10 protein-coding genes are annotated in these 13,955 nt (G+C 73.2%); 7 read left to right on the plus strand and 3 right to left on the minus strand.

What is annotated here, in order from left to right:
* Nucleotides 1–33: 33 nt before the first annotated feature.
* On the plus strand, nt 34–1,131 hold the full coding sequence (locus tag ACZ4VK_RS09380) for a calcium:cation antiporter (protein WP_468350168.1): 1,098 nt from the start codon (nt 34–36) through the stop codon (nt 1,129–1,131).
* Nucleotides 1,132–1,180: 49 nt separating this feature from the next.
* Here the strand turns inward: ACZ4VK_RS09380 and ACZ4VK_RS09385 are convergent, their stop codons facing one another.
* The gene (locus ACZ4VK_RS09385) at nt 1,181–3,574 is read right to left on the minus strand and encodes a penicillin acylase family protein (protein ID WP_468350170.1); all 2,394 of its coding nucleotides are present in this window, start codon (nt 3,572–3,574) and stop codon (nt 1,181–1,183) included.
* A 157-nt stretch (nt 3,575–3,731) separates the two neighbouring features.
* On the opposite strand from ACZ4VK_RS09385, the gene ACZ4VK_RS09390 reads away from it, so the two are divergent.
* Nucleotides 3,732–5,243 (plus strand): fatty acyl-CoA synthetase, encoded by a 1,512-nt coding sequence (locus ACZ4VK_RS09390; RefSeq protein WP_468350171.1) that lies wholly within the window; start codon nt 3,732–3,734, stop codon nt 5,241–5,243.
* Here the strand turns inward: ACZ4VK_RS09390 and paaK are convergent.
* Entirely contained in the window at nt 5,240–6,526 is a 1,287-nt protein-coding gene (paaK, locus tag ACZ4VK_RS09395; RefSeq protein WP_468350173.1) for a phenylacetate--CoA ligase PaaK, read from the minus strand. The genes ACZ4VK_RS09390 and paaK overlap by 4 nt on opposite strands.
* Before the next feature lie 346 nt (nt 6,527–6,872).
* Here paaK and ACZ4VK_RS09400 point away from each other — a divergent pair, with 346 nt between their 5' ends.
* From ACZ4VK_RS09400 to ACZ4VK_RS09415, 4 genes are read left to right on the plus strand one after another with little or no spacing between them, the layout of a single operon-like run.
* Entirely contained in the window at nt 6,873–8,093 is a 1,221-nt protein-coding gene (locus ACZ4VK_RS09400; protein ID WP_468350175.1) for a cytochrome P450, read from the plus strand.
* 16 nt (nt 8,094–8,109) lie between these two features.
* Complete coding sequence (locus ACZ4VK_RS09405; protein ID WP_468350176.1) at nt 8,110–8,685, plus strand: cupin domain-containing protein; 576 nt, start codon at nt 8,110–8,112, stop codon at nt 8,683–8,685.
* Nucleotides 8,686–8,726: 41 nt separating this feature from the next.
* Nucleotides 8,727–9,518 (plus strand): GNAT family N-acetyltransferase, encoded by a 792-nt coding sequence (locus ACZ4VK_RS09410; RefSeq protein WP_468350177.1) that lies wholly within the window; start codon nt 8,727–8,729, stop codon nt 9,516–9,518.
* A 47-nt stretch (nt 9,519–9,565) separates the two neighbouring features.
* Nucleotides 9,566–11,431 carry a serine/threonine-protein kinase gene (locus ACZ4VK_RS09415; protein WP_468350179.1) on the plus strand — a complete coding sequence of 622 codons (1,866 nt, stop codon included), beginning with the start codon at nt 9,566–9,568 and terminating at the stop codon, nt 11,429–11,431.
* Between the two features lie 9 nt (nt 11,432–11,440).
* Here the strand turns inward: ACZ4VK_RS09415 and ACZ4VK_RS09420 are convergent, their stop codons facing one another.
* Nucleotides 11,441–12,256, minus strand: a complete 816-nt coding sequence (locus ACZ4VK_RS09420) for a pentapeptide repeat-containing protein (protein WP_468350181.1) — start codon at nt 12,254–12,256, stop codon at nt 11,441–11,443.
* 103 nt (nt 12,257–12,359) lie between these two features.
* Between ACZ4VK_RS09420 and ACZ4VK_RS09425 the strand changes: the two genes are divergently transcribed.
* A complete protein-coding gene (locus ACZ4VK_RS09425) occupies nt 12,360–13,880 on the plus strand; it encodes an alpha/beta fold hydrolase (RefSeq protein WP_468350183.1) in 1,521 nt (506 codons plus the stop codon).
* Nucleotides 13,881–13,955: the final 75 nt, after the last annotated feature.

The raw sequence follows: 13,955 nt of genomic DNA on the forward strand, positions 1-13,955 counted from the left end.
GCGGAAAGGCCCCTTTGTGGCAGGATGCGGATCATGAGTTCGAGTGCGGCGGCAATGGCACGGCAGTGGACCACCTGGGGGCCGGTGGTGGCCGCGCTCGCGCTCGGGGCGGCCTGGGGGAGGGATCTCCCGGGTTTCGCCGTCGCCCTCATCACGCTCTGCCTCTTCGCCGCCGTCCTCGCGGCGGTCCACCACGCCGAGGTGATCGCCCACCGCGTCGGCGAACCCTTCGGCTCGCTCGTCCTCGCCGTGGCGGTCACCGTCATCGAGGTCGGACTCATCGTCACACTGATGGCGGGCGGCGGCGAGAAGACCTCGACCTACGCGCGCGACACCGTCTTCGCCGCCGTCATGATCACCTGCAACGGCATCGTCGGCCTGTCGCTCCTCGTCTCCGCCCTCCGCAACCGCGTCGCCGTCTTCAACGCCGAGGGGTCGGGCGGCGCACTCGCCACCGTCTGCACCCTGGCCACGATGACGCTGGTCCTTCCCACCTTCACCACCAGCCAGCCGGGCCCCGAGTTCTCGTCCGCCCAGCTCGCCTTCGCCGCCGTCGCCTCCCTCTGCCTGTACGGGGTGTTCGTCGGCGTCCAGACCGTGCGGCACCGGGACTACTTCCTCCCGGTGCCGCGCCCGGGGCACGAATCGGAGGAGGAGCACGCCGAGCCGCCGACCGAGCGCGCCGCCCTGGGCAGTCTCGGCCTGCTCCTCCTCGCCCTCGTCGCCGTCGTCGGCAACGCCAAGCTGATCTCGCCGACCATCGAGAACGGCGTCGAGTCGGCGGGCCTGCCCAAGGCGGTCGTCGGTGTCGTCATCGCCCTGATGGTGCTGCTGCCCGAGACCCTCGCCGCCGTCCGCGCGGCCCGCCGGGACCGGGTGCAGACCAGCCTCAACCTCGCGTACGGCTCCGCGATCGCCAGCATCGGCCTGACGATCCCGGCGATCGCGCTCGCCTCCATCTGGCTGTCCGGGCCCCTCCTGCTCGGCCTGGGCCCGCTCCACATGGTCCTGCTCGTCCTGACCGGTGTGGTGAGCGCCCTGACCGTGGTGCCCGGACGGGCCACCCTCCTCCAGGGCGGCGTCCATCTCGCGATCTTCGCCGCCTTCGTCTTCCTGTCGTTCAGCCCCTGACGACGAGGCGAACCGTTCAGCCCCTGACGACGGAGCCGGGAAGAACCGTTCAGTCCCTGACGACCACCACCCGCAGCGCCGGCGAGCGCAGGATGTCCTTCTCGCAGAACCGGGAGGTCACCCAGCGCTCGCCCGCGTACAGCCGGGTCTGGTCGCTGAAGTGCGGCGACCGCGGGTTCGACGACTGGGAGTACGCGAGCAGGGTGCGGGCCACCGGGCACCGGCCGCCGTCCCAGCCCACCGCCTGGACGTGGCTCGTCCCGTGCGCGACCTCGACGTAGCCGCCGCCCGTCGCGCTCCACACGGACTCCGTCTTGTTCCAGATGCCGAGCGACTCGGTGCCGCCGCTCACGGGGATCCGCTCCCCGTTCCGTACGACGAACTGATGGGCCCCGAGCGGCGCGTCCAGCGGGATCCCGGCCGCCCGCAGCTCCGCCGCCGCGTCGGTCAGTGCCTTCGCGAATCCGGGTGTCGCCGTGTTCAGGGTGTGCGGGGTGCGGACCGGGTCGGCCGGCGAGAACGGCACCTTCCACTGGTCGGCCGGCTTCACCGTGCCGGTGAACTTCCGCCAGAACCGGTCGAAGAGCAGGGCGCCCCGACTGTCGGTGTTCACCGTCCGGTCCCACCCCCCGATCACCCGGCAGACCTCCGGGTCCCCGGGCAGCGCCGTCGCGCAGGCCTTGGCCGCGTCGGCCGCCGCCATGTCACCGGCGGGCGCCCGGTTGGCGAACTGCTGGCGCTGGAGGTCGGTCACCGTGAGCCGGCCGCGCTCCGCCATCGCCGCCACGTCCTCGACACCGCCCCGGGTGCGCAGCGAGCGCGGGGTCGCGATCGTGCCGAAGACCCGTTCGTAGCCGGTCAGAGGCCGGTCGGCGTTGGTCAGCCAGGCGCTGTCGTTGGAGTTCTCGACGTACGGCGTGTCCCGCAGCTCCGGCATCCTCGACGGGCCGAAGACCCCCGGCTGCACCGCGTCGGGGTCGGAGCCGAGCGCGCACTCCGCGCGCGAGCCGTCGAGCACGGCGACGCCCGAGGACGGATAGGTGGCCCGGCCGAGCGGGGTGGAGCAGCGCTCGGCGAGCTCGTCGGTGATCCGGGGGAGCACCTGCGACTGGCTGAAGTACGAGTGCCCCGCCGAGTCGGCCGCGATCGTGTTGACCCAGGGCAGCCCCTGCGTACGGCGCAGGGTGTCGGCGACGTCCCGCGTCGAGCGCGCCTTCCCGAAGCCGAGCGCGGTGTCGGAGCCGCGCAGATTGGCCGCGTTGGGGTCGTGGAGCGCGTACGCCGTGGTCGCGGTCCACGGCAGCGGCAGCTGCGCGCCGAGACCGCCGACGACCGGGCCGTACCGGGTCCACCACTGGGTACGGGTGACGGGCGCGCCGTCCTTGACCGGCACGGTCACCGTGCGCGGGGTCATCCGCTCCGGCTTCCCGTCCAGCAGGTACGTGGTCGGGTCGCCGGGCGAGAGCGTCAACTGGTGGAGGTTGAGCGGCACTCCGGTGGCGACGGTGTGGCTCCAGGCGACCTTGTCGTTGAAGCCGATGTTCACGACGGTCGTGCCGAGGAGGGAGGCGCCGGAGACGTTCAGCTCGCCGGGGATGGTCTGCTGCGACTGCCAGAAGCGACGGCCGCCCTGCCACGGGTAGTGGGGGTTGCCCAGGAGCAGTCCGCGCCCGTTCGCCGTGGTGGCGCCCGAGAACGCGACGGCGTTCGACCCCATGGTGGCGTTCTCGGCGGCGAACAGCTCCCTGGCCGCCGCGGCGGCCTCGTCCGGATCGGGGACGCCGCTGAGCGTGGGCTCCGAGGGGGGAGCGGCCGGCGGCTGGGCGGCGGTGATGCCGTCGACGGCCCGGCCCTGCCCGCCGAGCACCGACACGGCGAAGCCGCGCCGCGCCACGTCGAGCGCGGTCACCGGGCGGACCCAGCCGGCCCCCGCGCAGGCGGGGTCCGCTATGCGGTTCTTCCGCAGCCAGGCGTTGTAACCGGCGGCCCAGCCGCGCATGAGCTCCTTGAGGTCGCCGCTCGGCCCGGCCGGCGCCGGGGTCGCGAGCAGCCTCTCGACCGTCCCGGCGTCCTTCACCCCCCGGAAGAACAGGTCGCTGGAGAGGTTCGTGGCGGCGGAGGACAGCGAGCCGTCCGGGGCGGCGTCCGGGCCGAAGTACCGGGAACGCTCCCCGTTGACGGTCAGGAAGCCGTCCGCGAGGACGCAGACCTGGTCGGCCGCCTGCGCCCACCCCGTCCCGAAGCCGAGGTTCGCGTAGTCCTTGCCGACGATGTGCGGGACGCCGTACTCGGTGTACCGGATGACGGCCGACAGGCCCCGGTCGGAGGGTCGGTGGCCCCGGTCCCCGGAGTCGGCGGCCGCCGGGCCGGGCAGCGAGGCGGTGACGACGGCGAGCGTCGCGCCGGCGAGCGCCAGGTGTTTCAGACGGGTGCGGAGGTGCAACGTGACTCCCAACGGACGGATGAGCACTGTGGGTTGGACCATGCACCCAGCTGCGGGACCCCCGTGTCAACATCCCGTTCGGTATCCGAGGTCCGGGCCGGTACGGCACGCCTCCCGGTACTTGACCTGCCGCCCGCTCCGCGCCGAGGATCACGGCATGGATCGACTCCTCAGCCGCGCCGTCGACGGTGTCCTGCGCATGAGCGCCCAGCGCGTCCCCGACCGGATCGCCGTCCGCTACGCCGACCGGACCTGGACGTACGCCGAGCTGGACGAGGCCGTCACCACCGCCGCGGCCGTCCTGCGGGAGCCGCACCACGGCCTCGCCCTGCCCGACGCCGCCCAGGTGGCGACGTACGGCCACAACTCGGACGCCTACCTCATCGCGTTCCTCGCCTGCTCCCGGGCCGGCCTGATCCACGTGCCGGTCAACCACCACCTGACCGGCGACGACCTCACGTACATCCTGGAGCAGTCGGACAGCTCGCTCGTCCTCGCCGACCCCGCCCTCGCGGACCGCGTCCCCGACGGCTTCGCCGTCAAGCCGCTGCGGGACGCTCCCGGTTCACTCCTCGACGCGCTCGCCGCACCGGAGACGTACGACACCGACCGCGACGCCCGCGAGTACGTCCAGCTGCTCTACACCTCGGGCACCACCGCCCAACCCAAGGGCGCCATGATGACCCACCACGCGCTCGTCCACGAGTACGCCAGCGCCATCGAGGCCCTCGACCTGACCGAGGACGACCGGCCCGTGCACGCGCTGCCGCTCTACCACTCGGCCCAGACGCACGTCTTCCTGCTGCCCTACCTCGCCGTCGGCGCCGAGAACACGATCGTCGACGGACCCGACCCCGCCGTCCTCTTCGACCTGATCGAGGCGGGCCGCGCCGACAGCCTCTTCGCCCCGCCCACCGTCTGGATCGGCCTCGCCAACCACCCGGAGTTCGAAAGCCGCGACCTCTCGGCCCTGCGCAAGGCCTACTACGGGGCCTCGATCATGCCCGTACCCGTCCTGGAGCGGCTGCGCGCCCGGCTTCCGGGCCTCGCCTTCTACAACTGCTTCGGCCAGTCCGAGATCGGTCCGCTCGCCACGGTCCTCGGCCCCGACGAGCACGAGGGCCGGATGGACTCGTGCGGCCGTCCGGTCCGCCACGTCGAGGCCCGCGTCGTCGACGAGAACGGCGACGACGTCCCCGACGGCACCCCCGGCGAGATCGTCTACCGCTCCCGGCAGCTGTGCGACGGCTACTGGCGCAAGCCCGACGAGACGAAGGCGGCCTTCCGGGGCGGCTGGTTCCACTCGGGCGACCTCGCCGTGCGCGACCCGGAGGGCTACCTCACCATCGTCGACCGGGTGAAGGACGTCATCAACTCCGGGGGAGTGCTCGTCGCCTCCCGCCAGGTCGAGGACGCCCTCTACACCCATCCAGGCGTCGCCGAGGTGGCCGTGATCGGCCTCCCCGACGACCACTGGATCGAGGCGGTCACGGCCGTCGTCGTCCCCCGCGGCGAGGTCACCGAGGCCGAACTCCTCGCCCACGCCCGCGAGAACCTCCCCCACTTCAAGGCCCCGAAGCGCATCCACTTCACGCCCGAACTGCCCCGCAACGCGAGCGGCAAGATCCTCAAGCGCGAACTCCGCGACCGCTTCTCGGGGAAGTCCTAGGATTTTCTGAGATCCACGATCCGCTTGATCTTGCCCACCGACCGCTCCAGCGTCTCGGGGTCGACCACCTCGACCCCGACCGAGACCCCGATCCCGTCCTTGACCGCCGCCGCGATCCTCCGGGCCGCCTCCGCCCGTTCCTCGCCCGTCGCCCCCGCCCGCGCCTCGGCCCGTACGGTCAGGGCGTCGAGACGGCCCTCCCTGGTCAGCCGCAGCTGGAAGTGCGGGGCCACGCCCGGCGTACGGAGCACGATCTCCTCGATCTGCGTGGGGAAGAGGTTCACCCCGCGCAGGATGATCATGTCGTCGCTGCGCCCGGTCACCTTCTCCATCCGCCGGAACACCCGCGCGGTCCCCGGCAGCAGACGGGTCAGGTCACGGGTCCGGTAGCGGATCACCGGCATGGCCTCCTTCGTGAGCGAGGTGAAGACCAGCTCCCCCTCCTCCCCGTCCGGCAGCACCTCGCCCGTGAACGGGTCCACGACCTCCGGGTAGAAGTGGTCCTCCCAGATGTGCAGCCCGTCCTTGGTCTCCACGCACTCCTGCGCCACTCCGGGCCCGATCACCTCCGACAGGCCGTATATGTCGACCGCGTCGATCGCGAACGCCTCCTCGATCTCCTTCCGCATCGCCTCCGTCCACGGCTCGGCGCCGAAGACGCCCACCTTCAGGGAGGTCGACCGCGGGTCCACGCCCTGCCGCTCGAACTCGTCGAGCAGCGTGAGCATGTAGGAGGGGGTCACCATGATGATCTCGGGCCGGAAGTCCAGGATGAGCCGCACCTGCCGGGCCGTCATGCCGCCCGAGGCCGGGATCACCGTGCACCCGAGCCGCTCCGCCCCGTAGTGCGCGCCGAGTCCGCCGGTGAACAGGCCGTATCCGTACGCCACATGGACCTTGTGCCCGGGGCGTGCGCCGGCGGCGCGCAGGGACCGGGCCACCACGTCCGCCCACATGTCGAGGTCGCCCTCGGTGTAGCCGACGACGGTCGGCCGGCCGGTGGTCCCGCTGGAGGCGTGGACGCGGCGGATCCGGTCCTGTCCGACGGCGAACATGCCGAAGGGGTAGTGGTCGCGGAGGTCCGCCTTGGTGGTGAAGGGGAAACGGACCAGGTCCGCGAGCGACCGGCAGTCGTCCGGGGTCACCCCGGCCGCGTCGAAGGAGCGGCGGTGGAAGTCCACGTTCTCGTACGCGTGGCGGAGGGTCGCACGCAGCCGCTCCAGCTGGAGAGCCGCCAGCTCCTCGCGTCCGAGCCGTTCGCCGCTGTCCAGCGGTTCCGTCATCGCGCCCACTCCTCCACGGTCGTCAAGCGGACTACCGATCATTCGGTAGATCCGCTCCGGGTCAGTAAAACCGGAGGGACCCGGGGGTTGGCAAGGGGGTGGAAGGAGATTCCCCGCAGCTCCTGACGGCCGGCCGAGGGCCACACGTCACACCTTGGGGTGTCTTTCGCGCCGGGGAGCCGGTGAGCGCCTCCCCGGCGGGAAGGTGTGGAACAGCCGAGGTCCGCCCGGCCTCGGTCCCGTCGCCCCGGTTCCGGCCGGCGGCCCGCCCGCGTGCCCGGACGAAAGTGACCGTCATGCCCCACCCGCACCGCCCCGCCCTCGCCGCCTCCGAGAGGACGGCGCCGTGACCACCACCACCGCCACCGGCGCCGACATCCCCCAGGTCCACTTCTGGGCCGTGCCCGACCTCACCGGACTCGACTTCGACCCGCTGCTCGCGAAGCTGCTCCACGAGGACCCCGTCACCCGGGTCCGGCTGCCGCACGGCGAGGGACACGCCTGGCTCGTCACCCGCTACGAGGACGTCAAGTTCGTCTCCGTCGACCCGCGCTTCAGCCGCCAGGCCGTCTGGGGTCGCTCCATCACCCGCGTCGCCCCCCACTTCATCCCCATGGAGGGCGCCGTCGGCTTCGCCGACCCGCCGGACCACACCCGGATGCGCCGCGTCGTCGCGCGCGCCTTCAGCGCCCGCGCCCTGCGCGCCCTGCGCGACCACGCCCAGGACGTCATGGACCGGCTCCTGGACCGGGTCGAGGAGCACGGCGCACCCGCCGACCTCATGGAACTCGTCAACCGGCCCTTCCCCCTCGCCATGGTCAGCGAACTCATGGGAGTGCCCGAGGGCGACCAGCCGCTGATGGCCCGCTGGTCCGACACCATCATCTCCGCCGCCGCGGGCCGGGAGGCCAGCGAGCAGGCCAAGGCCGACATGGGCCGCTACTTCACCGAACTCGTCGGCCGCAACCACGGCACCGGCAAGGAGACCCTCGCCGCCGTCCTCGCCGACGCCGTCGACGACGAGACCCTCACCGAGCACGAGGCCGTCGGACTCGCCGTCCTCATCCAGATCGGCGGCGCCCACGCCGTCCGCAACAACAGCGCCAACATGGTGTACGCGCTGCTCACCCACCCCGAGCACCTCGCCAGGCTGCGCGCCGAACCCGCCCTGGTACCGCAGGCCGTCGACGAACTCCTCCGCTACATCCCGCACCGCAACGCCGTCGGCCTCTCCCGGATCGCCATGGAGGACGTCGAGGTCGGCGGGATCACCATCCCGGCCGGCGACCCCGTCTACGTCTCCTATCTGACCGCCAACCGCGACCCCGCCGTCTTCCCCGACCCGGAGAAGCTCGACTTCGACCGCGACTACAACCCGCACGTCGCCTTCGGCCACGGACCCCACTACTGCCCCGGCTCCGCCCTGGCCCGCATCGAGTCGGAGATCCTCGTCGAGTCCCTGTGGACCCGCTTCCCGAACCTCCGCCTCGCCGTCCCCGAGGACGAGCTCCGCTGGCAGCGCGGCGCCCTCATCCGCGGCCCCGAGACCCTCCCGGTCACCTGGTGAGAGGAACCCGCACCCCGTGACAGCCACCGCGATCGGACCGGGCGGCGGCCTCATCGTGCCGCCCGGCCACGGAAAGACCCTCACCACCGCCGCCCAGCGCGTCACCTTCAAGGTGACCGGCGAACACTCCCGTACCGCCTCCACGTTCGAGGTCGTCGTACCGCCCGGCTTCGACGTCGGCGCCCACGCCCACGGGCACAGCGAGGAGCTCTTCTACGTCCTGGAGGGGGAGCTCGACGTCCTCGCCTTCGAGCCGCTCGTCCGCACCCCGGACAGCTGGCGGGAGTGGGAGTCCTCCACCGGGCAGCGTGCCGTCCGCGCGACCGCCGGCACCCTCATCCTGGTGCCGCCCGGCTGCCCGCACGCCTTCGCCAACCCCACCGGGGAACCCGTGCGCATGCTCTTCCAGGCCTCGCCGCCACCCGACCACGAGCGGTACTTCGAGGAACTCATGGAGATCCTCGGCTCGGGCGGCGAGGTCGACCACCAGGCGATCGAACGGCTCCGGATCCGCTACGACATCGACCAGATCACGCCGCTGCGGCACGATGCCGGAAGACCGGTCGCCGGAAGGCCCGTCGCGGGCCGGTAATCCCGTTGCCGGGCCGCACGCCGGGTGCTGGAGTGACCCCCATGGACTCCCAGCACCTGCGTGACCTGTACGACCTCCAGCTCCGCCGCGACGCCCGCCCCGACGGGCCGGGCTGCCGGATCGAACGCGTCGGCGACGTCGTCCGGCAGACCGGCCCCGCCCACGCCTGGAACGGCGTGCTCTGGTCCCGCCTCGACGCCCCCGGAGCCGACCGCGCCATCGCCGGACAGATCGACCACTACCGCGCCGCCGGCCTGCCCTTCGAGTGGAAGCTGTACGCCCACGACACCCCCGCCGACCTCGGCGACCGGCTCCTCGCCGCCGGCTTCACCGCCGAGGACCCCGAGACCCTGATGGCCGCCGAAGCCGCCTCGCTGCCCCTCGACGTACGGCTCCCCGAGGGCGTCGAACTCCACGCCGTCACCGACGAGTCCGGCGTACGCCAGGTGGTCGAGGTCCACGAACGCGCCTTCGGCACCGACAGCACGCACATCGGCCGCCAGCTCCTCGACCGCCTCGCGGCCGACCCCGACACCGTCACCGCCGTCGTCGCCCTCGCCGCCGGCGAACCCGTCAGCGCCGCCCGCCTCGAACTCTGCCCCGGCACCGACTTCGCCGGCCTCTGGGGCGGCGGCACCGTCGAGAGCTGGCGGGGCCGCGGCCTCTACCGCGCCCTCGTCGCCCACCGCGCCCGCATCGCGGCCGAACGCGGCCACCGCTACGTCCAGGTCGACGCGGCCGACACCAGCCGCCCGATCCTCCAGCGCCTCGGCTTCCTGACCCTCTCCACCACGACTCCGTACGCGTACACCGCACCGTCCCCGCGACGGTAGGGTGCCCTCCGGCAACAACACAGGTCAGCACGGGGAGACATGAGTACATGAGTGGTCAGCAGCCGGGTCGAAGCGGCGAGATCTTCCAACCGCTGGCGGCGGACGACCCCACCACGGTCGCCGGCTACCGGCTGGCCGCCAAGCTGGGAGCCGGCGGCATGGGCAAGGTGTACCTCTCGTACACGCCCGGCGGCCGGCCCGTGGCGATCAAGCTGATCCGCCCCGAGTTCGGCGAGGACGCGGAGTTCCGCCGCCGCTTCGCCCAGGAGGTGCGCTCCGCGCAGCGCGTGCAGGGACTCTTCACCGCGCCCGTGATCGACGCCGACCCCGAGGGCGTCCAGCCCTGGCTGGCCACGGCCTACGTCCCGGGCCCGTCCCTCGCCGACGCGGTCGTCGCCCACGGAGCGCTGCCCGTGGAGACGGTGCTGCTGCTCGTCGCCGGGATGGCCGAGGCCCTGCACGTCATCCACGGCGCCGGCATCGTCCACCGCGACCTCAAGCCGTCCAACGTGCTGCTCGCGTCCGACGGGCCCCGCGTCATCGACTTCGGCATCGCCCACGCCGCCGACGCGACCTCGCTCACCGGCAGCGGCGTCACCATCGGCACCCCGTCGTTCATGGCGCCCGAGCAGGCCGCGGGACGCAAGGTGACCCCGGCGACCGACATCTTCGCGCTCGGCCAGGTCGCGGCCTACGCGGCGACGGGGGCCCCGGCGTTCGGCGAGGGCACCTCGCACGGCGTGCTGTACCGCATCGTGCACGAGGAGCCGGATCTCAGCGCGGTGCCGGAGCGGCTGAGCGAGCTGGTCACCCGCTGCCTCGCGAAGGACCCCGAGGCCAGGCCGACGCTCGCCGAGGTCATCCGGCTCTGCCAGGAGGCGAACGCGGCGACGGTGCTCCGGCGCCCCGAGGACTGGCTGCCGGGCCCGGTCTCCGCCGAGATCACGGCACGCGCCGCGGCTCCCGCCCCCGTGCAGACCCCACCGCCCCCGACGACCGCCCCCGCGGCCGGCTACACGCCCACCGCCCCCTCGGGCCCGCCCGCTCCGGCGGCCGGTCACGCGCCCACCGCCCCCGGCGCGGCCTACGCCCCCACCGCCGCGGCCACCCCGGCCCCGCCGGCCGCCCCGCCCGGCGCGTACGGCCCGCCCGCCGGACAGCAGCCGCCGCAGCCCGGGCCGTACGGAACACCCCGCCCGCACGGGGCGCCGGTCCACGCGGCGCCGGTCCACGCCTACGCGCCGCCGCAGGGGCCCGTCCCCACGCCGTACCAGCACTACGGCGTCCCGGGCGGACAACCGCCCGCGCCCGCCCCGAACCGGGGTAAGCGGGGGCTCCTCGTCGCGCTCGCCGCCGTGCTCGCCTTCGGCCTCGTGGGCGGTGTGACGGCCTACACGCTGCTGAAGGAGAAGGGGCAGGAGACCACGACGAACGGCGGCAAGCCGAACGGCGGAGGGGCGACGACGACGCCCGGCACCACCGGCGGCACCACCGCGGGAGCGAAGCCCCCGACCGCCACCGAGCCGAAGCCCGCCGACTACAAGGGCATCAACCTCACCGCCGGCTATCACCTGACCCTCGGCGACGAGAGCGTACGGCCTCAGAGCGGTGAGGACGGCGGCTACGAACTCTCCTACGACACCGGCGGATACCTCGACGCCGAGAGCAGCGGCGGCAGCCTGGTGCTCCTCGACCCGGGACAGCAGGGCTCCCTCGCCGTGTGCCGGGCGGAGACCCGGTTCACCCAGGAGGTGTACGTGAACAAGCTGGCCACCGGCCGTCAGGTCTGCGTCACGACCGGCAGCGGCCATCTGGGTCTCGTCACCGTCAAGGGCATCTCCCCCGAGGACTCGCCCAGCACCTATCTGACGCTCGACGTGACGGTCTGGCGCAACGCGGCGACCAGCTCGTAGCGGAGCCGGTCAGGACGTCCAGTGCGCGGGGCGCTCGAAACCCTCCGGGAGGCGGGTGGCGGCGTCCCCGCGCGCCGCGTTCAACTGGGGCTGTGTCAGGAACAGGGCGCCCGTCAGATCCGCCCCCGACAGATCGGCGTCCCGCAGGTCGGCGCCGATCAGATCCGTGAGCGACAGATCCGCTCCCGTGAGATCGGCGGCGATCAGCAGCGCTCCCCGCAGGTCGGTGCCGCGCAGCTTCGCGCCGCGCATCCGATTCCCGACCAGGTCTGCCCCGCGCCTGCTCTTCGGCTTCCCGCCGGCCGTCGCGCGGACCAGCTCGCTCGTCCGCAGCAGCAACCGGTTCACGTCGGCGCGGACGTCGGGCACCCTGAGCTGTTCCAGGGTCTCCGCCGAACACCGCGTCAGCGCCTCGACACGGTCGAGCGCGCCCCGCAGCTCGGCGTGGACCGGTCGGGCCGCCGGCCGGTCCAGCGCCTCGGTGAGGTACCGCAGCAGCTCGTGGAGCTGGCGCATCACGTAGAACACGTCGTACATGAGGCTCGCCGTCTCCGGCGCCTCGCGCCAGGACACGCCGCCGAAGGTCACCTGGGAGACCTGCTGACCCGCGCCGAAGCAGTCGTACACCGTGCAGCCCTGGAAACCGCTGGGCCGCAGCCGCGTGTGGATGCCGCAGCGGAAGTCCTCCTGGAGGTTCCGGCAGGGCTCACCGGGCGCCTTGTTCGCGGCGAAGTCGGCCGACTTCGCGAAGGGCAGCGCCACACAGCACAGGCCGAAGCAGTTCGCACAGTCGCCGCGCAGCGCGGATTCCCCGGTCTCGGGCACGGTGAAACGGTTCCTTCGCTGATCGGGGACGTTTCGTCCACCGTATCGCGCTCTCGGTGAAACCGATTGCGAAGATCGTCCGGCGCCGGTGAGGATCGTCGCCATGCCGAAGATCACGACGTACGACGGGACCGCACTCTCCTACCGGATCCACGGGGAGGGAGAGCCGCTGCTGTGCCTCGCGGGCGGACCGATGCGCGACGCCGACTACCTCGGCGACCTCGGCGGGCTCGCCGCCCACCGCGCCCTGGTCCTCCTCGACGCCCGCGGCACCGGAGCGAGTGCCGAGCCCGCCGACCCGGCCACGTACCGCTGCGACCGGCAGGTCGGCGACGTCGAGGCGCTCCGCGCCCACCTCGGCCTCGACCGGATCGACCTCCTCGGCCACTCGGCCGGCGGGAACCTGGCCGTCCTGTACGCGGCCGCGTACCCCGAGCGGATCCGCTCCCTCGTCCTCGTCACCTCCGCGAGCCGCGCGCTCGGCGTCGACACCACCGACGAGGAGTGGGACGAGGCCGTCGAGATCTTCGCCGACCGGCCCTGGTACCCGGAGGCCCGCGCCGCGCTCGCCACGATCGGGCCGGACACCCCGCTCCCGCGGGTCCTGGAGATCGTCGCCCCCTTCGCCTACGGCCGGTGGGACGCCGCGGCCCAGGAGCACGCCGCGGCCGCGGCGGGCCAGATACGCGAGGAGGCCGCCTCCGCCTACCACGGAGAGGGCGCCTACGACCCGGAGACGACCCGCCGCGCGCTCACCGCGCTCACCGCGCCGGTCCTGATCCTGGCGGGGGAGTACGACGCGGGCCCGACCCCCGCCAAGGCGGCCGAGGCGGCCGCCTGCTTCCCCCGCGCCGAACTCGTCGTGCTCCCCGGCGCCGGACACTTCCCGTGGGTGGACGACGCGGACGCCTTCCGCCGCCCGGTCGCCGCGTTCCTCGACCCCGAGGTCCGCACGGTCAGGGTGGACGGCGTCCGCCTCGCCTACCGGGTACGCGGCTCCCAGGACGCCCCGCCCGTCGTCCTGGTCCACGGGCGCGGCGAGAACAGCACCACCTGGTCGCGGGTCGCGGCGGAGCTCTCTGCCGACCACCGGGTGTACGCCGTCGACCTGCGCGGCCACGGACTCAGCGACCGGCCGGGCCGTTACGGCTTCGACGTCTTCCGCGACGAACTCGGCGGCCTCCTCAAGGCCCTCGGCCTCACCGGCGCCACGGTCGTCGCCCACTCGATGGGCGCGGGGGCCGCCTGCCTGCTCGCCCAGCGGGAGCCGGGACTGATCGGCCGGCTCGTCCTCGAGGAGCCCCCGGGGTTCGTCCCGCTCGACCCGCCGCGCCCGCCGGCCGAACGCCCCGAGGGCCCCCTCGCCTTCGACTGGGAGATCGTCCCGGCCACCGACGCCCAGCTGAACGCCCCGGACCCGGCCTGGCGCGCGGATCTGCCCGCGATCACGGCGCCCACCCTCGTCCTCGCGGGCGGCCCGTCCAGCCACATACCGCAGGACCAGCCGGCCGGTCTTGCGGCGCTCATCCCCGGCGCCCGCCTCACGACGATCGACGCGGGGCATCTCGTCCACACGGACCAGCCCGAGGAATTCCTGGCGGCACTCAGGGAGTTCGGGCTCTAGGGCCTGTCCGACGGGGTCGCTCGGAGATGCGTCACGACTGACCCGCAAACGCGGACTCGCCCCTGACCACCTGGG

This window comes from Streptomyces sp. NPDC028711 (assembly GCF_055565415.1).

Coding starts and splice junctions, on each gene's coding strand:
- ACZ4VK_RS09380 (WP_468350168.1), top strand. CDS start 34: ATGAGTTCGAGTGCGGCGGCAATGGCACGGCAGTGGACCACCTGGGGG.
- ACZ4VK_RS09390 (WP_468350171.1), top strand. CDS start 3,732: ATGGATCGACTCCTCAGCCGCGCCGTCGACGGTGTCCTGCGCATGAGC.
- paaK (WP_468350173.1), bottom strand. CDS start 6,526: ATGACGGAACCGCTGGACAGCGGCGAACGGCTCGGACGCGAGGAGCTG.
- ACZ4VK_RS09410 (WP_468350177.1), top strand. CDS start 8,727: ATGGACTCCCAGCACCTGCGTGACCTGTACGACCTCCAGCTCCGCCGC.
- ACZ4VK_RS09415 (WP_468350179.1), top strand. CDS start 9,566: ATGAGTGGTCAGCAGCCGGGTCGAAGCGGCGAGATCTTCCAACCGCTG.
- ACZ4VK_RS09425 (WP_468350183.1), top strand. CDS start 12,360: ATGCCGAAGATCACGACGTACGACGGGACCGCACTCTCCTACCGGATC.